26 protein-coding genes are annotated in these 26,203 nt (G+C 71.3%); 13 read left to right on the top strand and 13 right to left on the bottom strand.

What is annotated here, in order from left to right; all coding sequences use genetic code 11:
• Window positions 1-61: 61 nt before the first annotated feature.
• Entirely contained in the window at window positions 62-994 is a 933-nt protein-coding gene (locus ACZ4XJ_RS18400) for a LysR family transcriptional regulator (RefSeq protein ID WP_362880671.1), read from the bottom strand.
• A gap of 207 nt (window positions 995-1,201) precedes the next feature.
• Between ACZ4XJ_RS18400 and snpA the strand changes: the two genes are divergently transcribed.
• On the top strand, window positions 1,202-1,858 hold the full coding sequence (gene snpA / locus ACZ4XJ_RS18395) for a snapalysin (protein ID WP_362880673.1): 657 nt from the start codon (window positions 1,202-1,204) through the stop codon (window positions 1,856-1,858).
• A gap of 210 nt (window positions 1,859-2,068) precedes the next feature.
• Here the strand turns inward: snpA and ACZ4XJ_RS18390 are convergent, their stop codons facing one another.
• The 4 genes from ACZ4XJ_RS18390 to ACZ4XJ_RS18375 form a co-directional block, all read right to left on the bottom strand.
• On the bottom strand, window positions 2,069-2,653 hold the full coding sequence (locus ACZ4XJ_RS18390; RefSeq protein WP_468496739.1) for a dihydrofolate reductase family protein: 585 nt from the start codon (window positions 2,651-2,653) through the stop codon (window positions 2,069-2,071).
• A gap of 112 nt (window positions 2,654-2,765) precedes the next feature.
• Complete coding sequence (locus ACZ4XJ_RS18385; protein WP_468496738.1) at window positions 2,766-3,359, bottom strand: GNAT family N-acetyltransferase; 594 nt, start codon at window positions 3,357-3,359, stop codon at window positions 2,766-2,768.
• 327 nt (window positions 3,360-3,686) lie between these two features.
• Window positions 3,687-4,733 (bottom strand): family 2 encapsulin nanocompartment cargo protein polyprenyl transferase, encoded by a 1,047-nt coding sequence (locus ACZ4XJ_RS18380; protein WP_468496737.1) that lies wholly within the window; start codon window positions 4,731-4,733, stop codon window positions 3,687-3,689.
• Complete coding sequence (locus ACZ4XJ_RS18375) at window positions 4,733-6,139, bottom strand: family 2B encapsulin nanocompartment shell protein (RefSeq protein WP_362880680.1); 1,407 nt, start codon at window positions 6,137-6,139, stop codon at window positions 4,733-4,735. The genes ACZ4XJ_RS18380 and ACZ4XJ_RS18375 overlap by 1 nt, the downstream gene beginning before the upstream one ends.
• Window positions 6,140-6,382: 243 nt before the next feature.
• Between ACZ4XJ_RS18375 and ACZ4XJ_RS18370 the strand changes: the two genes are divergently transcribed.
• The 4 genes from ACZ4XJ_RS18370 (at window position 6,383) to ACZ4XJ_RS18355 (ending at window position 9,878) form a co-directional block, all read left to right on the top strand.
• Window positions 6,383-6,865 (top strand): RrF2 family transcriptional regulator, encoded by a 483-nt coding sequence (locus ACZ4XJ_RS18370; RefSeq protein ID WP_362880682.1) that lies wholly within the window; start codon window positions 6,383-6,385, stop codon window positions 6,863-6,865.
• 167 nt (window positions 6,866-7,032) lie between these two features.
• Window positions 7,033-8,229: a globin domain-containing protein gene (locus tag ACZ4XJ_RS18365; protein ID WP_468496736.1), complete on the top strand. Its 1,197-nt coding sequence runs from the start codon at window positions 7,033-7,035 to the stop codon at window positions 8,227-8,229.
• 125 nt (window positions 8,230-8,354) lie between these two features.
• Window positions 8,355-8,945: an N-acetylmuramoyl-L-alanine amidase gene (locus tag ACZ4XJ_RS18360; RefSeq protein ID WP_468496735.1), complete on the top strand. Its 591-nt coding sequence runs from the start codon at window positions 8,355-8,357 to the stop codon at window positions 8,943-8,945.
• A 39-nt stretch (window positions 8,946-8,984) separates the two neighbouring features.
• Window positions 8,985-9,878 (top strand): 1-aminocyclopropane-1-carboxylate deaminase/D-cysteine desulfhydrase, encoded by an 894-nt coding sequence (locus tag ACZ4XJ_RS18355; protein ID WP_468496734.1) that lies wholly within the window; start codon window positions 8,985-8,987, stop codon window positions 9,876-9,878.
• Between the two features lie 85 nt (window positions 9,879-9,963).
• Here ACZ4XJ_RS18355 and ACZ4XJ_RS18350 read toward each other — a convergent pair whose 3' ends face one another.
• Window positions 9,964-11,547 carry a Na+/H+ antiporter gene (locus tag ACZ4XJ_RS18350; RefSeq protein WP_362880689.1) on the bottom strand — a complete coding sequence of 528 codons (1,584 nt, stop codon included), beginning with the start codon at window positions 11,545-11,547 and terminating at the stop codon, window positions 9,964-9,966.
• A gap of 55 nt (window positions 11,548-11,602) precedes the next feature.
• Between ACZ4XJ_RS18350 and ACZ4XJ_RS18345 the strand changes: the two genes are divergently transcribed.
• From ACZ4XJ_RS18345 to ACZ4XJ_RS18335, 3 genes are all read left to right on the top strand, one after another.
• On the top strand, window positions 11,603-11,863 hold the full coding sequence (locus tag ACZ4XJ_RS18345; protein ID WP_362880690.1) for a UBP-type zinc finger domain-containing protein: 261 nt from the start codon (window positions 11,603-11,605) through the stop codon (window positions 11,861-11,863).
• 215 nt (window positions 11,864-12,078) lie between these two features.
• Window positions 12,079-12,492, top strand: a complete 414-nt coding sequence (locus ACZ4XJ_RS18340) for an ATP-binding protein (RefSeq protein WP_281208104.1) — start codon at window positions 12,079-12,081, stop codon at window positions 12,490-12,492.
• 11 nt (window positions 12,493-12,503) lie between these two features.
• The gene (locus ACZ4XJ_RS18335; protein ID WP_362880738.1) at window positions 12,504-13,493 is read left to right on the top strand and encodes an RNA polymerase sigma factor SigF; all 990 of its coding nucleotides are present in this window, start codon (window positions 12,504-12,506) and stop codon (window positions 13,491-13,493) included.
• 23 nt (window positions 13,494-13,516) lie between these two features.
• On the opposite strand, the gene ACZ4XJ_RS18330 is transcribed toward ACZ4XJ_RS18335, so the two are convergent.
• Entirely contained in the window at window positions 13,517-13,978 is a 462-nt protein-coding gene (locus ACZ4XJ_RS18330; RefSeq protein ID WP_362880692.1) for a hypothetical protein, read from the bottom strand.
• 84 nt (window positions 13,979-14,062) lie between these two features.
• Between ACZ4XJ_RS18330 and ACZ4XJ_RS18325 the strand changes: the two genes are divergently transcribed.
• Window positions 14,063-15,028, top strand: a complete 966-nt coding sequence (locus ACZ4XJ_RS18325; protein WP_362880693.1) for a diacylglycerol/lipid kinase family protein — start codon at window positions 14,063-14,065, stop codon at window positions 15,026-15,028.
• A gap of 319 nt (window positions 15,029-15,347) precedes the next feature.
• On the top strand, window positions 15,348-15,605 hold the full coding sequence (locus tag ACZ4XJ_RS18320; RefSeq protein ID WP_004937597.1) for a WhiB family transcriptional regulator: 258 nt from the start codon (window positions 15,348-15,350) through the stop codon (window positions 15,603-15,605).
• A gap of 193 nt (window positions 15,606-15,798) precedes the next feature.
• On the opposite strand, the gene ACZ4XJ_RS18315 is transcribed toward ACZ4XJ_RS18320, so the two are convergent.
• The gene (locus ACZ4XJ_RS18315; RefSeq protein ID WP_362880740.1) at window positions 15,799-17,268 is read right to left on the bottom strand and encodes a sensor histidine kinase; all 1,470 of its coding nucleotides are present in this window, start codon (window positions 17,266-17,268) and stop codon (window positions 15,799-15,801) included.
• A gap of 421 nt (window positions 17,269-17,689) precedes the next feature.
• A complete protein-coding gene (locus tag ACZ4XJ_RS18310) occupies window positions 17,690-18,283 on the bottom strand; it encodes a TetR/AcrR family transcriptional regulator (protein ID WP_362880695.1) in 594 nt (197 codons plus the stop codon).
• Window positions 18,284-18,368: 85 nt separating this feature from the next.
• Here ACZ4XJ_RS18310 and ACZ4XJ_RS18305 point away from each other — a divergent pair, with 85 nt between their 5' ends.
• Both ACZ4XJ_RS18305 and nagB read left to right on the top strand, forming a co-directional pair.
• Window positions 18,369-19,130: an SDR family NAD(P)-dependent oxidoreductase gene (locus ACZ4XJ_RS18305; RefSeq protein ID WP_468496733.1), complete on the top strand. Its 762-nt coding sequence runs from the start codon at window positions 18,369-18,371 to the stop codon at window positions 19,128-19,130.
• 184 nt (window positions 19,131-19,314) lie between these two features.
• The gene (gene nagB / locus ACZ4XJ_RS18300; RefSeq protein WP_362880698.1) at window positions 19,315-20,100 is read left to right on the top strand and encodes a glucosamine-6-phosphate deaminase; all 786 of its coding nucleotides are present in this window, start codon (window positions 19,315-19,317) and stop codon (window positions 20,098-20,100) included.
• 112 nt (window positions 20,101-20,212) lie between these two features.
• Here the strand turns inward: nagB and ACZ4XJ_RS18295 are convergent, their stop codons facing one another.
• The 4 genes from ACZ4XJ_RS18295 to ACZ4XJ_RS18280 all read right to left on the bottom strand — a co-directional run bounded on the left by ACZ4XJ_RS18295 (window position 20,213) and on the right by ACZ4XJ_RS18280 (window position 25,100).
• Window positions 20,213-21,694, bottom strand: a complete 1,482-nt coding sequence (locus tag ACZ4XJ_RS18295) for a glycoside hydrolase family 3 protein (protein ID WP_468496732.1) — start codon at window positions 21,692-21,694, stop codon at window positions 20,213-20,215.
• Window positions 21,695-21,702: 8 nt separating this feature from the next.
• A complete protein-coding gene (locus ACZ4XJ_RS18290; protein WP_362880742.1) occupies window positions 21,703-22,539 on the bottom strand; it encodes a carbohydrate ABC transporter permease in 837 nt (278 codons plus the stop codon).
• 68 nt (window positions 22,540-22,607) lie between these two features.
• On the bottom strand, window positions 22,608-23,627 hold the full coding sequence (locus tag ACZ4XJ_RS18285) for a carbohydrate ABC transporter permease (protein WP_362880702.1): 1,020 nt from the start codon (window positions 23,625-23,627) through the stop codon (window positions 22,608-22,610).
• A 183-nt stretch (window positions 23,628-23,810) separates the two neighbouring features.
• Window positions 23,811-25,100 carry an extracellular solute-binding protein gene (locus ACZ4XJ_RS18280; RefSeq protein WP_362880703.1) on the bottom strand — a complete coding sequence of 430 codons (1,290 nt, stop codon included), beginning with the start codon at window positions 25,098-25,100 and terminating at the stop codon, window positions 23,811-23,813.
• A gap of 289 nt (window positions 25,101-25,389) precedes the next feature.
• On the opposite strand from ACZ4XJ_RS18280, the gene ACZ4XJ_RS18275 reads away from it, so the two are divergent.
• Window positions 25,390-26,154, top strand: coding sequence for a GntR family transcriptional regulator (locus tag ACZ4XJ_RS18275; RefSeq protein ID WP_362880744.1), 765 nt, complete (start codon window positions 25,390-25,392; stop codon window positions 26,152-26,154).
• Window positions 26,155-26,203 lie beyond the last annotated feature (49 nt).

Here is a 26,203-nt window from a genome sequence, read left to right as displayed (position 1 = left end):
GGAACCGCCCCGGAGCCCGTGAGTCGGCCGGCAGGGCACGGGGCGCCGCGCGCGGGGCGGCTCAGGCCACCAGCAGCCGGTTCCCGTGGTGCCGCAGCCACGCCCGGTACGGCGGGGTGTCGAGCGCCACCTCCCGGTAGGCGGCGCGCAGGTCCTCGAAGACCTCCGCGTGCGCGCCCGGCCGCGTCGCGAGCAGCAGCCGCACCGCGAGGGGGTCCCCCGACAGCGGCCGGATGGCCATATCCTGCCGCGGCCCGGACGTGGGCTGGCAGGGCGCCACGGCCTCGCCGGAGATGATCAGCGAAGTCGCCGTGTGGTAGTCGGCGTGCAGGACGGGCGGGTCGAGGCCGGCCCCGGCGAACACCCGCCGCAGCCCGTCCCATTCACCGTCGACGGAGGGGTCGACCGTCCACCGGTCGCGCGCCAGGTCCGCCAGCTTCACGATGGGCGAGCTCGCCGCCGGATGGTCCCGGGACATGGAGACGAACTGCGGCTCGCGCTCCATCAGTACGTGCAGTTGGAGGCCCGCGGGCACCCGCAGCGGACTGCCCTCGACCTCGTGGACGAACGCCACGTCCAGCTGACCGGCGTCCACCATCCGCAGCAGCACGTTGGCCGAGACGTCGACGACCAGCGAGGTCTCGGCGTCGGGGTGTCTTCGGTGGAGCCTGCGCAACCATCCCGGCAGGGCCCGGCTCGCGGTCGAGCCGATCCGCAGCCGCGGTCCGTGCGCGGCGGCCCGCGCCTCGGCGACCAGCGCCGCCATCTCGGCCAATAACGGCCGCGCCCGTCCGAGTACCGTGCGCCCGAAGGGCGTTGGCCGGCATCCGGTCCGCTCGCGCAGGAACAGTTCGCCGTCCAGAGCCCGTTCGATGCGCCGCAGCTGGGTCGTCAGTGAGGGCTGGCTCACGCCGAGCTGCCGCGCGGCCTTGTGCAGACTGCCGGCGTCGGCGATGGCGCACAGCGCGCGCAGGTGCCTCACCTCAAGCTCCATGACCCGAGAGTAGGGCGGCGCCGGTGGACCGCACCAGCCACCGATAGCCCCCCGAATCCCGCCATTCTCACGCCAGTTGGCCTACTGAAAACTTCCCGATAGGCCCGCGTTATCGGGCGCTGACATCATCCGCCGGCCCCTGGTGCTCCCGCAGACTCCGGTACCGAACGACCACCCCCCACACCGGATGAGTAGGAGCTCCCCCACATGCGCCACTCCCGCAAGGCCACGCTGGCCGCCACCGTCGGTCTCGGCGTCGCCGCCGCGCTCGGCGGCATCGTCCCCACCGCCAGCGCCGCCGCCCCCGCCGGCAGCGCCTCCTCCTACGCGGCGTACGAGCGCTCGCAGGAGAACGAGAGCGCCAACCGCGCCTTCTTCGACGCCGTGCAGCGCTCGATCGCCGAGCAGCGCGCGGCGAACCCGGGCGCCCTCGCGGTCACCGTCACCTACAACACCCGCAGCGCGCCCAGCTTCCGCACCCAGATAGCCAACTCCACGCGGATCTGGAACAGCTCGGTGACCAACGTGAAGCTCCAGGAGGTGGCCTCCGGCGGGAACTTCTCGTACCGCGAGGGCAACGACTCCCGGGGCTCGTACGCCAGCACCGACGGGCACGGCCGGGGCTACATCTTCCTCGACTACCGGCAGAACCAGCAGTACAACTCCACCCGGGTGACCTCGCACGAGACCGGCCACGTGCTGGGGCTGCCGGACCACTACTCGGGTCCGTGCAGCGAGCTGATGTCGGGCGGCGGACCGGGGACCTCGTGCCAGAACGCCACCCCGAACAGCACCGAGCGGGCGCGCGTGAACCAGCTCTGGGCGAACGGCCTGGCCGCCTCGGGCCTCGGCTCGAAGGGCTGATCACCGGCGCGCAGGGCTGACCCCTCGCCTCGTGGGGCCGGCCGTCGGCCCCCAGGGCCGGTCGGCCTCCCCGCAGGACCTCCGGAGGCGCCCCAGGGGCCTCCGGGGGTGCCCGGCCGACCTGGCCGACCACCGTCTCGGCGGGCTCCCGCAGCCCGGGCACGTCTGCTGCTCGTGCCCGGCCTGCGGGGCGACCGCCGCCCAGGCGGGTCAGCGCTTGACGGTGTAGCTCGTCACCGTCTGGCCGCCGCCGAGGACCGTGCAGCCGGTCAACTCCAGCGGGCGCACGCCGAATCCGGCCCGGGACATCGGCATGCCGGTCCCCACGACGACCGGGTAGGTCTTCACCACGTACGCGTCGATCTCGTCGGCGAGCTGCCCCGCGAGGTCGGCGCCGCCGCACAACCAGATGCCGAGCCCGTCACGGGCCTTGAGCTCGCAGACCTTCGCGGCCACGTCGCCGGAGATCACCGTCACCTGCGGGTCGGGCGCCACGCCCAGGGAGCGCGAGACGACGTACTGCTCGCGCAGGTGGCCGTAGGGGCTGGTCATGCCCACCTTCAGGCCGGGCTCGTAGGTGCGGCGGCCCATCAGGACCGCGTCGAACCGCTTCGGGGCGGCGTCCTCGATGCCGAGCTGGGCTCGACCCCCCGCGGAGATCGTCTCCGGGTACTCGGCCGCCAGATGGCCGACGAACTCGGCGTCGAGGTGGTCGTGGAGGAAATCCGCATCGCCGTCCGGGGCCCCGATGAAGCCGTCGACCGTGGTGGCGATGAAGTACGTGAGCGTGCGCAAGCGATTCTCTTCCCTTGGACAGCGCCACCGCACCGGGGCGCGTCGAACAAAGTACTTCACCTGAAGTACTTTGCCCAGACCCTTTTCCCGGGAGCCCGCGCGCGCAGGTCCGTCAGCCCTGCGGCTTGCGCCACATCGGCCACATCGGCGGCCCCCCGGGCAGCCGCACCGTCCGACCCGTGAACTCCCAACCCAGCCGTTCGTACAGGCGCATGCTGCGCTCGCTGCTCGCCTCCAGGTAGGCGGGCACCCCGTCACGGTCGCAGCGCTCCAGCACCGGGCGGATCAGCTCGGTGCCCAGCCCCTCGCCCTGCCGGTCCGGCGCGACGGCGATCATCAGCAGGTACTCGTGCTCCTCGGCGGTCGGATGGACCTCCCCGGTGAGCCGGCCGACCAGCTCGCAGCGCTCGTTGTCCGGATCGGCCACCGCGCGCATCCGCGCCGGGACCTCGTCCTCGCCCTCCGGCTCGCCCGCCGGCACCCGCAGCCACAGCGCGGCCGCGGCGCCGTCGGCCGTACGGTCGATCCGACCCTCCTCCAAGGCGACGTCGACGAAGACGCCGAGGAACTTCCCGTGGACGGCGGCACGGTGTCGCGGATCGGGGAAGACCCAGCTGCTGACCGGGTCGTCCCGGAAGGCCTCGTCGAGCAGCCGCGCCACCGCGTCCCGCTCGGAATGATCCGCCTGACGTATCTGCAGCACCACAGGTCACACCCTTCACTCACGTGTCAACAACCGCGAATGATCCTAGAGTTGGCGCTCCGACGCGGAAAGGCCCGTTCCGGCACCGTGGTGGTGCCGGAACAGGCCTCGGACCCGTACGTGTTCATCGCGAGGGGCGCGTCACTGCGCGTCCGGCGCGCCACTCCGTCCGAAGGATCACCCCGTCCGGAGGGTCACCCCGTCCGGAGGGTCACCCCGTCCGGAGGGTCACCCCGTCCGGAGGGTCACTCCGTCCGACGCGTCGCTCCACCCGCTGCGTCGTTCCGTCCGCCGCGTCACCTCGCCCGCCGCGTCACCTCGCCCGCCGCGTCACTTCGTCCGGCGCGTGACGAACTCCGCCAGCGCCAGCAGGCCGCCCGCCGCCGCGAGGTCCGGGACGGCCCGGGACAGCTCCTGCACCGCCCGACCCATCCGGTCGGCCGCGTGGGCCTGCGCCCAGTCGCGGCCGCCCGCCCGGTCCACGGCCCGGGCCGCCCGCCGCACGTCGTCCTCGGTCATCGGCCCCGCGTACAGCGCCGCCAGCTCCAGGCCCGCCTCGGTGCCCGAGGTGAGGGCGGCCACGACCGGGAGGGACTTCTTGCGCGCGACCAGGTCGGCCCCCGCAGGTTTGCCGGTGTGCCCGGGGTCGCCCCAGATGCCGATCAGGTCGTCGATCAGCTGGAAGGCCAGCCCGGCCTCCCGGCCGAAGGCGTCCATCGCGTCGACCTCCTCCGGCCCTGCGCCCGCGTACAGCGCGCCGAGCGCGCACGCGCAGCCGAGCAGGGCGCCGGTCTTGGCCGTCGCCATCGTCAGGCACTCGTCCAGGGAGACGTCCGGCCGGCGCTCGAAGGCGCAGTCCGCCTGCTGTCCCGCGCAGAGCTCGATGACGCAGGCCGCGAGCCGGGCCGAGGCCGCCGCCGAGGCCGGGTGGGGGTCCTCGGCGAGCTGCCCCAGCGCGAGCGCCATCATCGCGTCGCCCGTGATGACCGCGTCCGGGATGCCGAACACGGTCCACGCCGTGGCCCGGCCGCGCCGTTGGACGTCCTTGTCGATGACGTCGTCGTGCAGCAGCGTGAAGTTGTGCGCCAACTCCACGGCGACCGCCGCCCGTACGGCGTCCTCGGCGACTCCGGGCGGCCCGCCCACGGCCTGCGCCGAGGCCAGTACGAGCGCCGGCCGGATGGCCTTGCCCGCGTTGCCCGCGGCCGGGCTGCCGTCCGCCTCCTGCCAGCCGAAGTGATACATGGCCACGTCCCGCATGGAGCCCGGCAGGCTCTCGACCGTCCGGCGCAGCCGCGGGTTGACCGTTTCCCTCGTGCGCTCCAGCAGGACCGCCGCTTCCTGCCCCTCGCCCGTGGCGACGGCGTTGGGGGTCATCAGCGCCAGCGGCCGATCTCGACGTTCTCCAGGACACCGAGCGCGTCCGGCACCAGTACCGCGGCGGAGAAGTAGGCGGTGACCAGGTAGGAGATGATCGCCTGCTCGCTGATGCCCATGAAGCGCACCGACAGGCTCGGCTCGATCTCGTCGGGGATCCCGGGCTGGTGCAGGCCGATCACGCCCTGCTCCTCCTCGCCGGTGCGCATGCACAGGATGGAGGTCGTACGGGCGTCACTGATCGGGATCTTGTTGGACGGGAAGATCGGCACTCCGCGCCAGGACGGCACCCGGTTCCCGCCGATGTCGATGGTCTCGGGGTACAGGCCGCGCTTGTTGCACTCGCGGCCGAAGGCGGCGATCGCCTTGGGGTGCGCGAGGAACATCTTGGAGCCGCGTCGCATGCTCAGCAGCTGGTCCATGTCGTCGGGCGTGGGCGCGCCGTCGTGGGGCTGGATGCGCTGGTCGTACTCGGCGTTGTGCAGCAGACCGAACTCGCGGTTGTTGAGCATCTCGTGCTCCTGGCGCTCGCGCAGCGCCTCGACCGTGAGCCGCAACTGCTGCTCGGTCTGGTTCATCGGCTGGTTGTACAGGTCGGCCACGCGGGTGTGCACGCGCAGGACCGTCTGCGCGATGGAGAGCTCGTACTCGCGCGGCGAGCCCTCGTAGTCGACGAAGGTGCCGGGCAGTACGGCCTCGCCCTGGTGGCCGGCGGAGAGGTCGATCGCGGCCTCGCCGTACTTGTTGGTGCGCCGGGCGGGCGCGGTCCGCACGTCCTCGACGTGCTCGCGCAGGGAGTCGACCCGGTCGGCGAGGAGCTGGAAGTCCTGGCGGGAGAGGACGAGGGCGGTACCGGGGGTGGCGGCGCGGGCCGTGTACTCCCAGATGGCCTCGTCGTCGGTGAGGGCGTCCTCGCCGAAGTAGGCGCCGTCGGCGACGGTCCGCAGGACGGCGTCCTCGCCGTAGGGGCCCGGGCCGACGTGGTCGACGCGGCCGTGGGCGAGGAGGAAGACCTTGTCGGAGGCGTTGCCGAAGGAGGTGAGTTCCTGACCGGTCTCGAAGTCGACCTGCTGGCAGCGGGCGGCGAGTTCGGTGAGGACGGCCTCGTCTTCGTAGTCGCGCAGCAAGGGCAGTTCGCCCAGCTCGGCGGGGATGACCTGGACCTGGGTCCCGGTCTTGATGAACTCCACGCGTCCGTCGCCGACCGAGTAGCTCAGCCTGCGGTTGACGCGGTACGTACCGCCCTGCACGGGGACCCACGGGAGCATCTTCAGCAGCCACCGCGAGGTGATCTCCTGCATCTGCGGCGCGGACTTGGTCGTGGTTGCCAAGTTCCGTGCGGCCGAGGTGCCGAGACTGCGCTGCGGTGTCTGGGCTTCGGTTTCGGAACCTGCCTGGACCGACATGTCTATCCCTTTCGATCACTCCATGGGTATGCGGTACGAAAGCCTTCCAGTACGCAACGCAGCCGGACCATTACACAAAAGGGTGGGACTACTCCGTGTGGGTGTGGGCATCCTCAGCGGTCACACCGGTCCGCCCCGCCGGCGGCGAACCGCTCTTTTCGGCCATTCAGCGCTCGCCACCCGGGCCCGACGGTCGCGGCCCCCGCTTTAACTTGCATCGGAGCTGCAATTTAAGCTGCGGCCATGCGGCTGACCCGATTCACCGACCTGGCACTGCGCGTGCTCATGCGCCTGGCCGTCCAGGAGGCGGACCTCCCCACGACCCGGGAAGTGGCCGCCGGCATGCAGGTTCCGTACACCCACACCGCCAAGGTGGTCGCCCGACTCCAGCACCTGGGGCTGATCGAGGCGCGCCGGGGCCGGGGCGGCGGGCTCGCGCTCGCCGCCTCCGGACGGGCCGCCTCGATCGGCGGCGTGGTGCGCGAACTGGAGGGCGCCGGCGATGTCGTGGACTGCGACGGCGCCACCCCCTGCCCGCTGCGCGGCGCCTGCGTCCTGCGCGGCGCGCTGCGCCGGGCCCAGGAGGCGTTCTTCGCCGCACTGGACCCGCTCACGGTGAACGACCTGGTGGCGAGCCCGACGGGCCCGCTGCTGCTGAGCCTCTCGGGCGGATCCGGCGCGGGGACCAGCGGCCCGACCGGGGGGCCGACCCGAGGCCCGACCTGAGGCGGCCGCAAGGCCCGCCGACTCGGGCCGGTTGGCTGATTCGGCCCTCCGTTCAGCCCGTCCGGGGTGCGGGCGTAGAGCTGTCCGAACAAATGTCCGTACCGTCACGGGCCTTTTTTTCCGTCCTTGAATACGCATCACACATACCAATTAAGCGAGGAGCCCCCATGCTGTCCGAGAAGTCGACCGCGACCGTACGTGCCACCCTGCCCGCCGTCGGGGCGGCGATCGGCGACATCACGGACCTCTTCTACCGCGAGCTGTTCGCGGCTCACCCGGAGCTGCTGCGCGACCTGTTCAACCGCGGCAACCAGAACGCCGGGCTCCAGAAGCAGGCCCTCGCCGGCTCCATCGCCGCCTTCGCGACCCACCTGGTCGAGAACCCCGGCACCCGTCCCGACGTGATGCTCGGCCGCATCGCCCACAAGCACGCCTCGCTCGGCGTCACCCGCGAGCAGTACGCGGTCGTCCACACGCACCTGTTCGCCGCGATCGTCGAGATCCTCGGTGAGGCCGTCACCCCCGAGGTCGCCGGGGCCTGGGACGAGGTCTACTGGCTGATGGCCAACGCCCTCGCCGCCATCGAGGAGCGCCTGTACGCCGAGCAGCGGGTCCTCGCCGGGGACGTGTGGCGGGAGTGGACGGTGGCCGCGCGGGTCGAGGAGACGACGGACTGCACCACGTTCCACCTGGCCCCGGCCGACGGCGCCCCCGCCCCCGACTTCCGGCCGGGCCAGTACGTCTCCGTCCAGGTCGAACTCGCCGACGGGGCCCGCCAGAGCCGCCAGTACAGCCTCTCCCGGGCCCCCGGCTCCCCGATCCGCGCGATCACCGTCAAGCGCGTCCACGGCCCGACCGCCGGCGGTCCCGACGGCGAGGTCTCGAACCACCTGCACGCCCGGGTCCGCACCGGGGACCGGCTGCGCGTCTCCGCCCCGTACGGGGACCTGGTCCTGCGCGGCGGCTCCGCGCCGGTGCTGCTCGCGTCGGCCGGCATCGGCTGCACCCCGATCCTGTCGATGTTGGAACACCTGGCCGAGACCGGGCACGCGGCCCCCGTCACCGTCCTGCACGCCGACCGCTCCCCCGCCGACCACGCCCTGCGCGCCGACCACCGCGCCCTCACCCACAAGCTCGCCGACGCCTCGGCCCGCTTCTGGTACGAGGAGTCGGCGGAGCCCGGCGACGCCACCGGCCTGGTCGACCTGACGGACGTCCCGGTCGCCCCCGGCACCACCGCCTACCTGTGCGGACCGCTGCCGTTCATGCGGGCGGTGCGCGCGCAGCTGATCGCCAAGGGGGTGCCGGCGTCGGACATCCACTACGAGGTGTTCGGCCCGGACCTGTGGCTGGCATCGGCCTGACGGCCGGCCGGATCCGCTCGCTCGCCGTACGAACGCCCTAGCCCCGGAAGGGTCGCCTCCGCTACACCGGAACGTGACGAGACGCACACGGAGTGTGTCTCCCACGCACCGCAAAGGAGGCGGCCATGGCCGCACCCATGTCCGCGGACCGTTTCATCACAGCACTCCGGAACGAGGGCCTGACCGTGGTCGAGGTCGGGGCCTGGCGCACCCACAACCGCAACCACAAGGGCCCCTGGGGCCCCGTCCACGGCGTGATGATCCACCACACCGTCACGCGCGGCACCCCCTACACCATCGCCCTCTGCCGCGACGGACACGCGGACCTGCCCGGCCCGCTCTGCCACGGCGTCATCGCCAAGGACGGCCGGGTCCACCTGGTCGGCCACGGCCGGACCAACCACGCCGGCTCCGGCGACTCCGACGTCCTGGCCGCCGTCATCGCCGAGAAGCGCCTGCCCGCCGACCACGAGGCGAACACCGACGGCAACCGCCACTTCTACGGCTTCGAGTGCGAGAACCTCGGCGATGGCAAGGACCCCTGGCCCGCCGTCCAACTCGACGCCATCGCCCGCGCGGCGGCCGCCGTCTGCCGCTTCCACGGCTGGAGCGCCCCGTCGGTCATCGGCCACCTCGAATGGCAACCCGGCAAGGTCGACCCCAGGGGCTTCACGATGGCCTCGATGCGGGCCCGCGTGGCGGAACGCCTCAAGTGACGGGCCGCCCCACCCGCCACCGGGGCCGACAATGAAGCGGTGAGCCACCCCGAACTGCGTCCCCGTCCGCCCTCCCCGTTGGTCGAGGTGGTCGACGAGCGGTTCGCCGCGCGCGGGGTCCGGCTGTTGCTCAAGCGGGACGACCTCGTGCATCCGGAGCTGCCCGGCAACAAGTGGCGCAAGCTCGCGCCCAATCTCCGGGCCGCTCTGGAGGCGGGTCACGGGGAGGTCGTCACCTTCGGCGGGGCCTACTCCAACCACCTGCGGGCCACCGCGGCCGCCGGTCGGCTGCTCGGGCTGCGCACCACCGGCATCGTGCGCGGGGACGAACTCGCCGACCGCCCCCTCAACGACTCCCTCGCCCGGTGCGCGGCGGACGGCATGCGGCTGCGCTTCGTGACCCGCTCCGACTACCGCCGCAAGGCGGAGCCCCGTACGCGCGACCGGCTGCTGGCCGAGGCGGGCGCCGCCGGCGCGTACGTCGTCCCCGAGGGCGGCAGCAACGCCCTCGCCCTGCGGGGCTGCGCCGGGCTCGGCCACGAACTGCGCGGCGCGGCCGACGTGGTCGCGGTGGCCTGCGGCACCGGCGGCACCCTCGCCGGCTTGGCGGCCGGCCTCGACCCCGGCCAGCGGGCGCTCGGCGTCCCGGTCCTCGCGGGCGGCTTCCTGAGGGCGGAGATACGTTCCCTCCAGGAGGCCGCCTTCGGCGGGCCGGCCGGTGACTGGAGCCTGGCCGAGGGCTTCGACCACGGCGGCTACGCCCGCGTCCCGGACGCCCTGGAGGTCTTCGCCTCGGACTTCGGGGCCCGCCACGGCTTCCCCGTCGAGCGGATCTACGTCGCGAAGCTGCTGTGGGCCCTGGTCGCCCTCACCGCGTCGGGGACCTTCCCCGACGGCACCACCCTGGCCGCCGTCGTCACGGGCCGACCGTGATCCGCCGGTGGGCCCGCGCCCCCCACCGACCCGACCGACACCACCGACAGCGCCGACAGCGCCGGACCGCACCCGCCGGAGGCGGTCAGGCGGACTCCTCCCGGTAGGCCGCCGCCTCCTCCAGGTCCAGCCGGCGCAGCAGCGCGCGCAACATCTCGTCGTCGATGCGGCGGGCGTCGCGCAGGGCGACGAACACCTCCCGCTCGGCGGCGATCATCTCCCGCGCCAGCCTGCGGTAGACGTCGTCGGCCGACTCCCCCGTCTGCGCGTTGACCTCTCCCAACCGCTCCCACACCGCGTTGCGGCGGCGTTCCAGCACCGTGCGCAGCCGTTCCACCAACGGCGGCGGCAGCGCGTTGTGCTCCGCGTCCTCCAGCAGTTCCGCCAGCCGGTCCTCGGCCGCCCGCGAGGCCTCGCTCTGCGCCTGCGCCTCGGCGAGCGTCTCGGCCCGCACGTCGCGGGCCGGCAGCTTCAGCAGCTTGATCAGCGGCGGCAGCGTCAGGCCCTGGACGACCAGGGTCCCGATGACGGTCGTGAAGGTGAGGAACAGGATCAGGTTCCGGTGCGGGACCTCCAGCGGTACGGAGAAGGCGATCGCCAGCGATACGACGCCCCGCATGCCGGCCCAGCCGACGATCACCGGCGCCTTCCAGTTGGTCTCCGGTTCCCGGCGCCGAATCCGTTCGGAGAGCCAACGCGGCAGGAACGTCGCGGGGAACACCCACAGGAACCGCGCGGCGACCACCGCGAGGAAGACCAGGACCGCGTACCGGGCCACGGACGAGGGCTCGTACTCCTCCAGGCCCTTGAGGACCACCGGCAGCTGGAGTCCGATCAGCGCGAAGACCACCGACTCCAGGACGAACGCGACCACCTTCCACACCGCCTCCTCCTGGAGGCGGGTGGCGAAGTCGACCTGCCAGTTCCGGTGCCCGAGGTAGAGGGCGACGACGACGACGGCCAGCACGCCCGAGGCGTGCACCCGTTCGGCCGCCGCGTACGCCACGAACGGGATCAGCAGCGACAGGGTGTTCTGCAGCAGGGGTTCCTTCAGCCGCTTGCGCAGCTGGTGGATCGGCACCATCAGCAGCAGCCCCACGCCGACCCCGCCGACCGAGGCCAGCAGGAACTCCGCGATCCCGCCGGCCCAGCCCGCGCTCACCCCGACGGCCGCGGCGAGCGCCACCTTGTACGCGGTGATGGCCGTGGCGTCGTTGACCAGGGACTCGCCCTGCAGGATGGTCGTGATCCGGTTCGGCAGCCCCAACTTGCGGGCGATCGCGGTCGCCGCGACCGCGTCCGGCGGGGCGATCACCGCGCCGAGCACCAGCGCCACGGGCAGCGACAGACCCGGCACGAGCAGGTACGTCGCGTATCCGACGGCCAGCGTCGCGAAGAGCACGTACCCCACCGACAGCAGCGCGACCGGGCGGATGTTGGCGCGCAGGTCGAGGTACGAACTGTCCACCGCGGCCGTGTGCAGCAACGGCGGCAGCAGCAACGGCAGCACGATGTGCGGGTCCAGGACGTACGACGGCACGCCCGGGACGTACGCCGCGATCAGTCCGACCGCGACGAGCAGCAGTGGCGCGGGCACCGGTGTGCGGCGGGCCGCGCCCGCCACCGCGGCACTCCCCGCCACCAGCGCCACCAGCGGCAATACCTCCATGACGATCCATCCTCATCGCGTCGTGCACCCGCACCCTGGTCGTACGCTGGCCATCATGAGCGAGTGCACCCACGTTGCAGAACTGCCGCGCCCCGAGCCCGTCCCTCATGGGATGACCTGCCCCGAATGTCTGGTGCTCGGGAGCCATCCGGTGCAGTTGCGGATGTGCCTCGGGTGCGGATACGTCGCGTGCTGCGACTCCTCCCCCCACCGGCACGCCACCGCGCACCACCAGGAGACCGGCCATCCGATGATGCGGAGCTTCGAGCCGGGTGAGACCTGGCGATGGTGCTTTGTCGACGGTTCGATCGTCTGAACCGGGGTAGGTCAACCCTCCGCCGGTTCCCCCGAATTGGGCCCGCAGACCTCTAGCCACTGTGCGTACCCATGGGCTTACCATCAGTCACTGGACGCACGGCCGGTCGGCCCGGGCGCCCCCGAAAGGGGCGCTGTGAGGGGTGCCGCGACACGATCACCCGGATCGCGATAGCGTCACCGGCGAACAGAGCTCGTACCACCTTGGAGGTGAGGGTGTCCCAGATCGCAGGCGAGCCCGGGACCCAGGACTTCGTGGAAGTCCGGCTGCCCGCTGCGGGTGCCTACCTGTCCGTGTTGCGAACGGCCACGGCCGGCCTCGCAGCCCGTTTGGACTTCACTCTCGACGAGATCGAGGACCTCCGCATCGCGGTGGACGAGGCCTGCGCGATCCTGCTCCAGCAGGCCGTGCCCGGTTCCGTCCTCAGCTGCGTCTTCCGCTTGGTGGACGATTCGCTGGAGGTGACCGTCTCGGCGCCGACCACCGACGGCCGCGCGCCCGAACGCGACACCTTCGCGTGGACGGTCCTGTCGGCGCTGGCCGGCAAGGTCGAGGCGACGGTCGAGGAGAACCGGACGGTGAGCATCAGTCTCTACAAACAGCGCGGCGCGGGGCCAGGCCCGGTGTGAGCGGCGGGGAGATCCCGGTGCGGGGCGGGGATCGGCCCCGGGTACGGCACGAGGTCGACGGCGGCATTCCGGAACAGCAGCACGCCCGGCCGCACCCGGCTGACGCGGATGCGGAAGACGGCTTTTTGGACTCGGCGGAGCGACGGGCGGGCCCTGTGAGCGAGAACCAGCACGACCAACCACAACCACCGGAGGCCGCTGCCACGGCCCCGGCGGTGCCGGCCGCGCCCGTGGCGCTGCCGGATCCGCGGGACCGCAGCGGTGCGCGGGCCCTGTTCTTCGAGCTGCGCGAGCTGCCCGAGGGCTCACCCGAGCGCGCGGAACTGCGCAACCGGCTGGTCCGGATGCACCTGCCGCTGGTCGAGCACCTGGCACGGCGGTTCCGCAACCGCGGGGAGCCGCTGGACGACCTGACGCAGGTCGCGACGATCGGCCTGATCAAGTCGGTGGACCGGTTCGACCCGGACCGCGGCGTCGAGTTCTCGACGTACGCCACCCCGACCGTGGTCGGCGAGATCAAGCGGCACTTCCGCGACAAGGGCTGGGCGGTACGGGTTCCCCGCCGCCTCCAGGAGCTGCGGCTGTCGCTGACCACGGCCACGGCCGAGCTCTCGCAGCAGCACGGTCGCTCGCCGACGGTGCACGAGCTGGCGGAACGCCTCGGGATCTCCGAGGAGGAGGTGCTGGAGGGGCTGGAGTCGGCCAACGCCTACAGCACCCTGTCCCTGGACGTGCCGGACACGGACGACGAATCCCCGGCCGTCGCGGACACCCTGGGCTCGGAGGACGAGGCACTGGAGGGCGTCGAGTACCGCGAGTCCCTCAAACCGCTGCTGGAGGGACTGCCGCCGCGGGAGAAGCGGATCCTGTTGCTGCGGTTCTTCGGCAACATGACCCAGTCGCAGATCGCGCAGGAGGTCGGCATCTCCCAGATGCACGTGTCCCGGTTGCTGGCCCGCACCCTGGCCCAGCTCCGGGAGAAGCTCCTCGTCGAGGAGTAGCCCGCGGTACGGGAGGAGCGGGGTTATCGGGCCTGTTCGCCGGGCCCGATCCCGAGCGCCTCGGTGGCCGTCGGGTTCACCAGCAGGGCGGCCACGGCGACGGCGGCCAGGGCCAGTGCCACGGCGGCGGCCGTCATCGCGCCGCCGGTGGTCCACAGGGTCCACGCCACCGGCATCGCCATGAGCTGCGTGATCAGTGCCGGGCCGCGGCTCCAGCGGCGACCCAGCCGCAGCCCCCGCGCGGCGACGAGCGGCAGCGCGGCGAGCGCGAGCAGCGTCACCCCGCCGGTCTCCGCCTGCTGCGGGGAGTCGGGGTCGCCCGCGATGCCGACGAACAGCATGTAGACGCCCAGCCCGGCCAGGGCCAGGCCCTCCAGCGCCGTGAGCACGGCTGCCGCCGTGAGCCGTCGGGGCGGCGCCGCGGGAGCGGTGACCGCGGCGGCGGGGACGTTCGGGGTCTGCTGACGGCTCTGCTTCTTGCTCACCCCAGCAGGGTAGCCGCGCGCCGGCGGCGCGGTACGGGACGGTCGGTAGGCAATGCCCGAGGCGGGGTGGGTACTCTGGCCGTCATGCGTGCACTCCTCGTGGCCAACCCAGCAGCGACGACGACCAGTGCGCGCACGCGCGACGTCCTGACCCACGCGCTGGCCAGCGAGATGAAGCTGGAGGCGGTCACGACGGAGTACCGGGGACACGCCCGTGACCTGGGCCGCAGGGCCGCGCACGAGGGTTTCGACCTGGTGGTGGCCCTCGGCGGCGACGGCACGGTCAACGAGGTGGTCAACGGTCTCCTGCACGACGGGCCCGACCCGGACCGACTGCCGAGGCTGGCGGTGGTCCCCGGCGGATCGACGAACGTCTTCGCCCGGGCGCTCGGCCTGCCGAACGACGCGGTCGAGGCGACCGGGGCCCTCCTGGACGCCCTGCGCGAGGAGCGCGAGCGGACGGTGGGCCTGGGCCTGGCCGCCGGCTCACCCGGCACCGAGGATGAATCGGTCCCGGCGCGCTGGTTCACGTTCTGCGCGGGCTTCGGCTTCGACGCGGGTGTCGTGGGCCGGGTGGAGCAGCAGCGCGAACGCGGCAAGCGTTCGACGCACGCCCTGTACGTGCGGCAGCTCATGCGTCAGTTCTGGGAGGAGCCGAACCGTAGGAACGGCACGGTGACGCTGGAGCGCCCCGGCCATGATCCGGTGACGGACCTGGTGCTCTCGATAGTCTGCAACACGTCCCCCTGGACGTACCTGGGGAACCGGCCCCTCTATGCCTCTCCGGAGGCCTCGTTCGATACCGCGCTTGACGTATTGGCGCTCAATCGTTTGTCAACTCCGGCGGTCGCCCGGTACGCCACGCAGCTCCTGACCTCGACTCCTGAACGCGGTCCGCACGGCAAGCACGCGGTGTCTCTGCACGATCTGACCGACTTCACCTTGCATTCGAAGGTTCCGCTCCCCTTCCAGATGGACGGCGATCACCTCGGACTGCGCACCAGCGTTCGGTTCACAGGCGTACGCCGGGCACTGCGTGTGATTGTGTGAGTGGAAGGGCCAAAAGTCCTTTCACTCGAACGTTTACACGCTGGTCCACCCCTAGGAACTAGGGCTGTGACCTAGTAGACACCGACGAATCCAAAAAAACTTTCCGGAAGGGGTTGTATCCCCGTCCGAGGTTTGCGAATCTCTACATGGCGATCGGGACAGCCCGCAGCACCCGGCACCCACACAGAGCGCCAGAACCCCTCCACGTATCTCGGACCGCACCAGGCAACTGGGCGTCGGCCCTTCCCTCACGGGGGGATTCGTGAAAGCGTTCACATTCACAAGCAACCTGCCCGCAATACAAGGAGATGGAGCAGCCATGGACTGGCGTCACAACGCCGTTTGTCGTGAGGAAGACCCGGAACTCTTCTTCCCCATCGGCAACACCGGTCCTGCGCTGCTGCAGATCGAGGAAGCCAAGGCCGTCTGCCGCCGCTGCCCCGTCATGGAGCAGTGCCTGCAGTGGGCGCTCGAGTCCGGTCAGGACTCCGGCGTCTGGGGCGGTCTCAGCGAGGACGAGCGCCGCGCGATGAAGCGCCGCGCCGCTCGCAATCGGGCGCGCAACGCCACCGCCTGACATCGACTTTCGAGCCTCGAGCCGCAGCGCGTAGTACCCATAGCAGCGCTCAGCAACGTGCTCTTGAGCCCCGTACCGGGACTCCCCCAGCTACCGCTGGTGGGGCCCCGGTACGGGGCTCAGTGCTTTGTCCGAACCCCGCCCGAAGCCGGTACGGCTTCCGGTCCGTCACGGTGAGTGACGGACCGGGGGGCTACTTCTGGGAGCTGGCCGGCACGTCGAGGACCACCTTGGTGCCGCGCGGTTGGGCCCGCAGCATGTCGAAGGTGCCGCCGAGCTCCCCCTCCACGAGGGTCCGGACGATCTGCAGCCCGAGGTTGCCGGCGCGCTGGGGGTCGAAGCCCTCGGGCAGGCCGCAGCCGTCGTCGAGCACGGTAATCAGGAGCCGGCCGTCGGCCCGGCCGCTGCCCGAGCGGATCGCGGCCACCTCGACCGTGCCGCCCTCCCCCTGGGTGAAGGCGTGTTCCAGCGCGTTCTGGAGCACCTCCGTCAGCACCATCGACAGCGGAGTGGCGACCTCCGCGTCCAGGATCCCGAAGCGGCCGGTGCGCCGGCAGGCCACCTTGCCCGGGGAGATCTCGGCGACCATCGCGATGACGCGGTCGGCGATCTCGTCGAACTCCACCCGCTCATCCAGGTTCTGAGACAGCGTCTCGTGCACGATCGCGATCGAACCGACGCGGCGCACGGCCTCGTTCAGCGCCTCGCGGGCGTTCTCCGAATCCATCCGCCGGGCTTGGAGCCGCAGGAGGGCGGCCACCGTCTGGAGGTTGTTCTTCACCCGGTGGTGGATCTCCCGGATGGTCGCGTCCTTGGTGATCAGTTCGCGTTCGCGACGGCGCAGTTCGGTGACGTCGCGGCACAGCACGAGGGAACCGATGCGGGTCCCCTTGGGCTTGAGGGGGATCGCCCGCAACTGGATGACCCCGCTGGTGCCCTCGACCTCGGTCTCCCGGGGGGCCCAGCCGCTGGCCAGCTTCACCAGCGCCTCGTCCACCGGGCCGCGGGACGGGGCCAGTTCGGCGGTGGTGGTCCCCAGGTGCTGGCCCACCAGGTCGGCGGCGAGGCCGAGCCGGTGGTAGGCGGAGAGGGCGTTCGGGGACGCGTACGTCACCACGCCCTCGGCGTCGAGTCGGATGAGTCCGTCCCCGACGCGCGGGGAGGCGTCCATGTCGACCTGCTGGCCCGGGTACGGGAAGGAGCCCGCCGCGATCATCTGGGCCAGGTCGGAGGCGGACTGGAGGTAGGTCAGCTCCAGCCGGCTCGGTGTACGCACAGTGAGCAGGTTGGTGTTGCGGGCGATGACGCCCAGCACCCGGCCCTCGCGGCGCACGGGGATCGACTCGACCCGGACGGGCACCTCCTCGCGCCACTCCGGGTCCCCCTCGCGCACGATCCGGCCCTCGTCGAGGGCGGCGTCCAGGAGCGGGCGGCGACCGCGCGGCACCAGGTGGCCGACCATGTCGTCCTGGTAGGAGGTGGGGCCGGTGTTCGGGCGCATCTGCGCGACCGATACGTACCGGGTGCCGTCGAGGGTGGGCACCCACAGCACGAGGTCGGCGAAGGACAGGTCGGAGAGCAGCTGCCACTCCGAGACCAGCAGATGGAGCCACTCCAGTTCGGCTTCACTGAGAGCGGTGTGCTGGCGTACGAGGTCGTTCATGGAGGGCACCTGGCGAGCGTACCCCGGGTACGGCCATGACTTTCCCCACGCGAATACGCAGGAGTACCCACGAGGGGCCGGGTCCGCGTACTGTTGGAGGAAGTGACGGGATGAAGACGCCCGCCATTGGATGGACAGAGCAGAATGGTCTAGTCCACAATTGAGGCAAGCTTCCGCCCTCCCCGCACAGGAGGACGGATAGAGGTAACCGCGCGCTCTGCCCTGACCGCGCAGGCACCTCCCAACCGGCCGCCGGGAACCGCACACCCGACGGCCGTAAGTACTCCGGGCTACGGTGCCGGGCGGGTCGAGGGTCCCTCCCCGCACCGTGGCCCAGAGGAACTTCCGGGCCGAATTCCGGGCCCCCTTCAGGAATTCCCGCAGTGGATCCTTCCCGGTGGATCTTTCCCGGCGGATCAGGTCACGCCGGCCAGGCCAGCATCGCCCGCGCCGCGACCGCTTCCAGTTCTTCCCTGCTCGCCCCGTCGCGCGACTGCACGGACATTCCCTGGATCACGGCTCCGGCGTAGCGGGCCAGCGCCCCGGCGTCGGTGTCGACGGGGAGCACCCCGGCGGCGACGTCCGCGCGGATCCGGCTCTCGAACATCAGCAGGTTGGCGTTGCGCCGCTGACGCAGGGCCTCCGCCACCTCTTCGCTGGTGGTGTTCACAGCCGCGCTGATCACCATGCAGCCCGGCGGGTGGGCCGGGTCCGTGTAGACCTCGGCGGCCTCGAACAGGATGCGCCGTACGGCGTCCCGGGCGGTGGGCTCCTCGGCCATGGCCACGCTCGCGAAGTCGCCGTAGCGGCCCCCGTACACCACGACGACCTCGTCGAAGAGCTTGCGCTTGTCACCGAAGGCCGCATAGAGGCTGGGCGCGCTGATGCCCAGGGAGGCGGTCAGGTCGGAGATGGACGTCGCCTCGTACCCGCGCTCCCAGAAGGCGAGCATCGCCTTGTCCAGGGCGGCGTCGCGGTCGAAGGAGCGGGGCCTGCCGCGCTGTCCGGTCACCATGCGCGCATTCTATAGCGGTCGCTAGCGAATCTGGTACGGTCCTTTTCTGTAGCGACCACTAGCGAATGCTGAAGGGGGGCGCGTCATGGGCGTGCTCAAGGGGAAGACGGCACTGGTCACGGGCGGCAGCAGGGGGATCGGACGGGCGGTCGCGCAGCGGCTGGCCCGCGACGGAGCCCTGGTCGCGGTGCACTACGGACACGACGAGGCGGCGGCGGCGGAGACCGTCGCCGCGATCGGGGCCGCGGGGGGAACGGCCTTCCCGGTCCGCGCGGAGCTCGGGGTGCCGGGCGACGCGCAGGCGCTCTGGGCGGCGTACGAGGCCCATCCACTGGCCACGGAGCACGTGGACGTACTGGTGAACAACGCCGGCACGGCGACCTTCGCCGGCATCGCGGACACGGACGAGGAGACCTTCCGGCAGGTCCAGGCCCTCAACGCCCAGGCGCCGTTCTTCGTGATCAAGCACGGGCTGGCGCGACTGCGGGACGGGGGCCGGATCGTGAACGTCACCGGCACCCCCCACCTCGCGCTGCCCGCGATCCTCGCCACCGTCATGGCCAAGGGCGCGGTGAACGCCCTGACCGTGTCCCTGGCCGCCGAACTCGCCCCGCGCGGGATCACCGTGAACTCGGTCGGCCCCGGCATCACCGAGACCGACCTGAACGCCGCGCTGCTCTCCGATCCCGGGACCCGGGAACACCTGGCCGCCCGGTCCGTCTTCCGCCGGGTGGGCACCGCCGACGAGGTGGCGGACGTGGTCGCGTTCCTCGCCTCGCCGGACTCCCGCTGGGTCACCGGCCAGCACCTGGACGCCACGGGCGGGCTCCAGCTCTCGCTGCTCTGAGGACGGCCGGGCCGGCGGTCCCCGTCGGCCCGGCCGGGGCGCGGGGGCAGCCGTCCGGGAGGCCCGTGCGGGCGGACGGGATCACCATGGATGGGGGGCGAAGGCCCGCCACGGAGGGTCCTGCTCTGCTAGATTGGTCTATACCACAATCCGACCGCACCCCTCTCAGATCGGCAGGCCCCGCGTGGAAGTTGTCATCGTCCCGGACGCCAAGGCAGGCGGCGAACTCATCGCGGAGGCCATGGCCGCCCTGGTCCGCCGCAAGCCCGACGCCCTGCTCGGCGTGGCGACCGGCTCTACCCCGCTGCCCATCTACGAAGCCCTCGCGGCCAAGGTCAAGGCCGGTCAGGTCGACGCCTCCAAGGCCCGCGTCTGCCAGCTCGACGAGTACGTCGGCCTGCCGGCCGGGCACCCGGAGTCCTACCGCGCCGTCGTGCTGCGCGAGGTCGTGGAGCCCCTCGGCCTGTCCGAGGCCTCCTTCATGGGCCCCGACGGCTCCGCCGAGGACATCGTCGGCGCCTGCGACGCCTACGACCTCGCGCTCGCCGAGGCCGGCGGCGTGGACCTCCAGCTGCTGGGCATCGGGACCGACGGCCACATCGGCTTCAACGAGCCGTGCTCCTCGCTGGCCTCCCGGACCCGGATCAAGACGCTGACGCAGCAGACCCGCGTGGACAACGCGCGCTTCTTCGACAACGACATCGACCAGGTGCCGCACCACGTCATCACGCAGGGCATCGGCACCATCCTCGACGCCCGTCACCTGGTCCTGCTGGCCACCGGCGAGGGCAAGGCCGAGGCGGTCGCGCAGACCGTGGAGGGCCCGCTCTCCGCCCTCGTGCCGGCCTCCGCGCTCCAGCTGCACCGGCACGCCACGGTCGTCGTGGACGAGGCCGCGGCCTCGAAGCTGAAGCTGGCCGACTACTTCCGCCAGACCTGGGCCGACAAGCCCGCCTGGCAGGGTCTGTAGCCCCGACGGAGCCCGGACCGGCCACCGTGCACGGCGAAAGGGCCGGGCCCCCCTCCTCGGGGGCCCGGCCCTTTCGCACGTCCGGCTCCGGCCCGCGCGGGGCCGGCGGTTCCTACGCGCCCGCGATGATCTCGGCGGCCGCCCGGCCGCAGACGCGGGAGGCGCCGTGCGTGGCGAGGTACAGGGCCCCGCGCGGCGCGGCGAGCGGTACGCCCATCTCGACGACCACGGTGTCCGGGCGGGCCGCCACCAGCGCGTCCAGGACCTCGCTCATCCACGGGTGCCGGTGCGCGTCGCGGACCACGGCGACGACGGTACGGCCGCCCGCTGCCGCCAGCACGTCCCCGGCGGTGGAGCCCTTCGGGTAGACGCCCGCCTCGGTGTCCGGGACCAGCGCGGCCAGCTCGGCGGCCACCCCCCACGGGGTCTCGTCGCCCACGGCGATGTTCGGGACGGGGCTGAGCGTGGCCACGTACGGGGCGGCGACCGGGGTCGGGGCGCCCGTGACGACCACGGCCCGGCGGGCCGCCGTCAGGCCGATGCCGGACGCGCCGCTCCCCTCCGTCGCCGCGTCCGGCAGGGCCCGACGGGACCATCGCGCGAGGGCGCGCACCCGGGTGGCGGCGTCGGCGAGCCGCTCCTCCGGCAGCGCGCCCTCGCGGACGGCGGCCACGAGCGCGTCGCGCAGGCGCAGCACGGTGGCCTCGTCGGCGAGCCCGCCGCCGACGCAGATGGCATCGGCGCCGGCCGCGATGGCCAGCACCGAGCCGCGTTCGATGCCGTACGTTCCGGCGATGGCGTTCATCTCCATGCCGTCGGTGACGATGAGGCCCTCGTAGCCGAGTTCCTTGCGCAGCAGGCCGGTCAGGATCTGCGGGCTGAGGGTGGCCGGGCGGGTCGGGTCGAGGGCGGGCACGAGGATGTGCGCGCTCATGATCGCCTTGGTGCCGGCCGCGACGGCCGCCTTGAAGGGGACCAGCTCGCGGGCCTGGAGGGTGTCCAGGCCGACGTCGATGCGGGGCAGCGCGTGGTGCGAGTCGACGCTGGTGTCACCGTGGCCCGGGAAGTGCTTGGTGCAGGCGGCCACGCCGGCGGCCTGGAGGCCCTCGACGTACGCGGCGGTGTGCCGGGCGACGAGGGCGGTGTCCGCGCCGAAGGAACGGACCCCGATGACCGGGTTGTTCGGGTCGGAGTTGACGTCGGCGGACGGCGCCCAGTTGAGGTTGACCCCGCACTCGGCGAGCCGGCGGCCCAGCTCGCGGGCCACGTCACGGGTCAGGTCGGTGTCGTCGACGGCGCCCAGCGCGAGGTTGCCGGGAAAGGACGAGCCGTCGCGCACTTCCAGGCGGGTGACGTCGCCGCCCTCCTCGTCGATCGCGACGAGTACGTCGTCGCGCTCGGCGCGCAGCTGCGCGGTGAGGGCGCGGAGCTGCGCGGCGGAGGTGATGTTGCGGCCGAAGAGGCCCACGGCGGTGAGGCCTTCGGCGACCTGGCGCAGCAGCCAGGCGGGGGCGGTGGTGCCCTCGAAGCCGGGCTGGAGGACCGCGAGGGCGTCGCGGGTCACCGTATCCGTGCGGTGCGCAAGGACAGTCATCTCGGCCGTTATCCCTTCACGGCGCCGGCGGTCATGCCGCCGACGGCCTTGCGCTGGAGGAAGATGAAGATCAGCAGGACCGGGACCGCGAACAGCGAGGAAGCGGCCATGGTGGCGCCCCAGTCACTGCCGAAGGCGGTCTGGAACTCGGTCAGCCACAGCGGGAGGGTCTGCGAGGTCTTGTCCTTGTTCAGGATCAGGACCATCGCGAACTCGTTCCAGGCGGTGATGAAGCCGAAGAGCGAGGTGGACATCAGACCGGGGGCCAGCAGCGGGAAGATCACCTTGCGGAAGGCCTGGCCGCGGGTGCAGCCGTCGATCTGGGCCGCCTCCTCCAGGGTCACCGGGACGGCGGCGATGAAGCCGCGCAGGGTCCAGATGGTGAAGGGGAGGACCATCACGAAGTAGATGGCGGTCAGCACGCCGATGCTGTTCAGCATCTCGGCGTCGCGGACGATCATGTACATCGCGATGACCATGACCTCCCAGGGGGCCATCTGGGCCATCATCACGGCGAGCACGAGGCCCTTGCGGCCCTTGAACTTCATGCGGGCGATGGCGAAGCTCGCGGCGAGGGCGACGAGCAGGGCCAGCACCACCGCGCAGATGGTGACGATGAGGCTGTTGGTGACGTACGACCAGAAGTTGTCGACGCCGGTGGCCTTGTCGAAGTTCTTCAGCGTCGGCGTGAAGACGAAGACGGGGTCCTTGCTGAGCATCTCGCTCTGCGGCTTGAGCGCCGAGGAGAACATCCAGTAGACGGGGAAGACGAAGACGAGGGCCAGCAGGAGGGCGCCGACGTTCTTGGCGACGGTGCCGGGGCGCAGCGGCCGGCGGGTGCGCAGCCGCTGGGCGGACTTCGTCGCCGGGGCGGACGGTGCGGCCGGCGCGGGCTTCGGGGCGGTGGTCGTGCTCACTGCTCCTCCTCCTGCTTCAGGATCAGGCGGAAGTAGAAGGACATGACGATGATGAGGATCAGGATCGTCAGGACGGAGATCGCGGCGGCCAGGCCGTAGTGGAACTGGCTCTGGCCCTCGACGTAGGCGAAGACCGGGAGGATCTCGGAGGCGCGGTCGGGGCCGCCCTTGTTCATCGCGTAGACCTGGGTGAAGGCCTTGAAGACCCAGATCACCTCAAGGAAGGTGGTGATCAGGAAGAAGGGCTTCAGCTGGGGGAAGACGACCTTCCAGAAGGTCTGCCAGCCGTTGGCGCCGTCCATCCGCGCGGCCTCGTACAGTTCGGCCCCGACCGTGGTCAGGCCGGCGTACATGTTGAGGGCGACGAAGGGGACCGATCCCCAGACCACCAGGATCGTGATGATCACCAGGGTGGAGAAGCCGGTCTCGAACCAGTTGTGCTGGTCGTACCCGGCGAAGCCGGCGGAGCGCATGACCCAGTTCATGACGCCGAACTGCTCGTCGAAGAGCCACTTGAAGACCTGGACCGAGGCGACGATCGGCATGGCCCAGGCCATCACCAGCGCCATCGACAGGACCAGGCGCATCCACGTGCCGAGGCGGTTCAGCAGGATGCCGATGAGGCAGCCGACGCCCATGATGAGCGCGACGTTGGCGAGGGTGAAGCCGAAGCTGCGCAGGACGACGGTCCAGAAGTCGGAGTCGCCGAGCAGCTGCGTGTAGTTGGCCAGTCCCGCGAACGGGTACTTCCGCTGGATGAACTCGATCTTGTTGATGTCCTGGAAGGACAGGATCACGTTCTTGATCAGCGGATAGAGCAGCAGTGTCGCGAGGCTGAGCACCGCGGGCAGGACGAGCAGATACGGCGCCCACCCCGAGGGGAGCGACCTTCTCCCCCCGCGAGGCGACGGATGGCTGGGGCCGGTACCGGTGCCGGGCACCTTCGGCCGTCCGGCGGACTTCTGTGGTGCGTCCTGTGGAGCGCTGGTGGTCGCTCCCTGGGAGTGCACGGTCATGTCTGGGCTTCCTCGCGGTTGACTGTGGAGTCAAATGCGCGACCGGGGGTGCGGCAGGCGCTGCGGGGCGCCTGCCGCACCCCCCGGTGCGTTCACACTGCTGGCGGCTGCGGGTGTTGCGGTGTGTCAGGTGGTGCAGGCGGTACGGGTGCTGCGGTGCTGCGGTGCTGCGGGGGGGGGGGACTACCGGTTGATGCGGCTCGCGATTTCCTTGTCCGCGTCCGCGCCCGCCTTGGCGGCGTCCTCACCCTTCAGGACCTTGGTCATGAACTCCTTGATGGGGTTCGGCTCGGTCTCGACGTTCGCCCAGCCCGCGGTGACCGGCGTGATCTTGCCGGAGGCGGCGGCCTTGGCCATCGTCTCGGCGAAGGAGCCCGGGGCGGCGGCGAAGTTCGCGGCCGCCTGGTTCGGGAGCAGCGCGCCCTCGGTGACGGTGGCGTACTTGGTCATCTGGTCCTTGCCTGCGGCGAGGGCCAGCCACTCCTTGGCGAGCTCCTTGTTCTTGGAGCGCTCGGCGACGGCGAGGTTCGAGCCACCGAGGAAGACGGAGCCCGGCTTGTCGGCGGTCTTGCCCGGGATCGGGAAGTAACCGAAGTCGCCTTCCTTGCCCGCTTCCTTCAGGGCCTTCAGCGCGCCCTGGGCTTCCCAGCCGAGACCGATCCAGGACGAGACGCCGCCCTTGGGGATGATGTCGGTGGACTGCTGCGGGGTGGCCTCGTCCTTGTCCTTGGGGGCCGTGGAGAAGGACTGGAGCTTCTTGTAGAAGTCCATCGCGGACGCGGCCTGCGGGGTGGCCAGCTGGCCCTTCCACTTGCCGCCGTCCTTGACGGCGAGGTCGCCGCCCTCGTCCCAGACGAAGCCGGCGAGGACGTACCAGCTCTGGCCGGGCAGGTAGATCGGCTGCGAGGCCGGGTCCGCCGCCTTCAGCTTCTCCAGGCCGGCCACCCACTCGTCGCGGGTCTTCGGGACGGTGACGCCGGCCTTCTCGTAGGCCTTCTTGTCGTAGACGACGACGCGGTTGGCGGCGTACCACGGGGCGGCGTAGAGCTTGCCGTCGACCTCGGCGGAGGACGTCATGCCCTTCGACCAGGCGTCGGCGCCGAGCTTGGACTTGTCGCCCGACAGGTCGGCGAGGCCACCGGTGACGGCGTAGCCGACGGTCTGGGTGTTGCCGAGCTCAATGACGTCCGGCGGGGTGTTCTCGGAAAGGGCCGTGGTGACCTTCTCCTGGATGCCGGTCCACTTCTGCTCCTCGACCTTGACCGTGACACCGGGGTGCTTGGCCGAGAACTCCTTGTTGACCTCGTCGATCCAGGCCTTCGGTGCGGAACCGTCCATCACCCAGACGGTGATCTCCTTGGCCGCGCCACCCGATGCTTCGGTCTTCGCCTTGTCGTCGGCACCGTCGCCACACGCCGCGAGGCCGATAACCATGCCCGCGACTCCGACCGCCGCGATGAGCTTGCGCTTCACGCCACCCTCCTCAGGGATGCTGCCTGCAACTTCCCTCGCCCACCGCGGTGACGTACCAAGTACTGCCCGTGGGGCCGGGATCCGATCCAGATTGGTTTAGACCAGTAGCTGGAGCTTGGCCTAGACCTTTAGGGGTGTCAAGGGTCTAATGAGCGGGTGCTCGGTCCGTTATCGGACCGACACCTGGGGGAGGGAGGAGGCCTGTCCTCCCTCCCGTGTCACGATGTGACCGCACATATCGGAGGAGCCGGTGACGGCAGCGAAACTGGAGTCGGGAAGGCGGGCGGCGATGGCCACCGAAGGGGCGACCACGGAGCCGGAAGGCGGGGCAGTCACTCGGACGGCACGCGTGCCCAAGTACTACCGGCTCAAGCGGCACTTGCTCGACATGACCGAAACGCTCCCCCCCGGCACGCCGGTCCCGCCGGAGCGCACGCTCGCGGCCGAGTTCGACACCTCCCGGACCACCGTCCGGCAGGCCCTTCAGGAGCTCGTCGTCGAGGGCCGGCTGGAGAGGATCCAGGGCAAGGGCACCTTCGTCGCCAAGCCCAAGGTCTCCCAGCCGCTCCAACTCTCCTCGTACACGGAGGACATGCGGGCCCAGGGCCTGGAGCCGACGTCCCAGCTGCTCGACATCGGGTACGTGACGGCCGACGACACCCTCGCCGGCCTGCTCAAGATCTCCACCGGTGGACGGGTCCTGCGCATCGAGCGGCTGCGGCTCGCGAGCGGCGAGCCCATGGCCATCGAGACCACGCACCTGTCGGCCAAGCGCTTCCCCGCGCTGCGCCGTTCGCTCGTCAAGTACACCTCTCTTTACACGGCCCTCGCCGAGGTGTACGACGTCCGCCTCGCGGAGGCGGAGGAGACCATCGAGACCTCCCTGGCGACCCCTCGGGAGGCCGGACTGCTCGGCACGGACGTCGGACTGCCGATGCTGATGCTCTCGCGGCACTCGCTCGACGCCGACGGGGAACCGGTCGAATGGGTACGTTCGGTATATCGCGGCGACCGTTACAAGTTCGTTGCCCGTCTTCAGAGGCCCGCTTCGTGATCACCGGTTGACTCCCGTTCGATCCTCGGTGGACGCTCGTACCGCTATG

This window comes from Streptomyces sp. NPDC029836 (assembly GCF_055574495.1).
Note: the sequence above shows the minus strand (reverse complement) of the source record. Positions and strands in the feature narration are given on the sequence as shown.

Coding starts and splice junctions, on each gene's coding strand:
- ACZ4XJ_RS18400 (WP_362880671.1), bottom strand. CDS start 994: ATGGAGCTTGAGGTGAGGCACCTGCGCGCGCTGTGCGCCATCGCCGAC.
- snpA (WP_362880673.1), top strand. CDS start 1,202: ATGCGCCACTCCCGCAAGGCCACGCTGGCCGCCACCGTCGGTCTCGGC.
- ACZ4XJ_RS18380 (WP_468496737.1), bottom strand. CDS start 4,733: ATGACCCCCAACGCCGTCGCCACGGGCGAGGGGCAGGAAGCGGCGGTC.
- ACZ4XJ_RS18375 (WP_362880680.1), bottom strand. CDS start 6,139: ATGTCGGTCCAGGCAGGTTCCGAAACCGAAGCCCAGACACCGCAGCGC.
- ACZ4XJ_RS18370 (WP_362880682.1), top strand. CDS start 6,383: ATGCGGCTGACCCGATTCACCGACCTGGCACTGCGCGTGCTCATGCGC.
- ACZ4XJ_RS18365 (WP_468496736.1), top strand. CDS start 7,033: ATGCTGTCCGAGAAGTCGACCGCGACCGTACGTGCCACCCTGCCCGCC.
- ACZ4XJ_RS18360 (WP_468496735.1), top strand. CDS start 8,355: ATGGCCGCACCCATGTCCGCGGACCGTTTCATCACAGCACTCCGGAAC.
- ACZ4XJ_RS18350 (WP_362880689.1), bottom strand. CDS start 11,547: ATGGAGGTATTGCCGCTGGTGGCGCTGGTGGCGGGGAGTGCCGCGGTG.
- ACZ4XJ_RS18345 (WP_362880690.1), top strand. CDS start 11,603: ATGAGCGAGTGCACCCACGTTGCAGAACTGCCGCGCCCCGAGCCCGTC.
- ACZ4XJ_RS18325 (WP_362880693.1), top strand. CDS start 14,063: ATGCGTGCACTCCTCGTGGCCAACCCAGCAGCGACGACGACCAGTGCG.
- ACZ4XJ_RS18320 (WP_004937597.1), top strand. CDS start 15,348: ATGGACTGGCGTCACAACGCCGTTTGTCGTGAGGAAGACCCGGAACTC.
- ACZ4XJ_RS18315 (WP_362880740.1), bottom strand. CDS start 17,268: ATGAACGACCTCGTACGCCAGCACACCGCTCTCAGTGAAGCCGAACTG.
- ACZ4XJ_RS18310 (WP_362880695.1), bottom strand. CDS start 18,283: ATGGTGACCGGACAGCGCGGCAGGCCCCGCTCCTTCGACCGCGACGCC.
- ACZ4XJ_RS18305 (WP_468496733.1), top strand. CDS start 18,369: ATGGGCGTGCTCAAGGGGAAGACGGCACTGGTCACGGGCGGCAGCAGG.
- ACZ4XJ_RS18295 (WP_468496732.1), bottom strand. CDS start 21,694: ATGACTGTCCTTGCGCACCGCACGGATACGGTGACCCGCGACGCCCTC.
- ACZ4XJ_RS18285 (WP_362880702.1), bottom strand. CDS start 23,627: ATGACCGTGCACTCCCAGGGAGCGACCACCAGCGCTCCACAGGACGCA.
- ACZ4XJ_RS18275 (WP_362880744.1), top strand. CDS start 25,390: ATGGCCACCGAAGGGGCGACCACGGAGCCGGAAGGCGGGGCAGTCACT.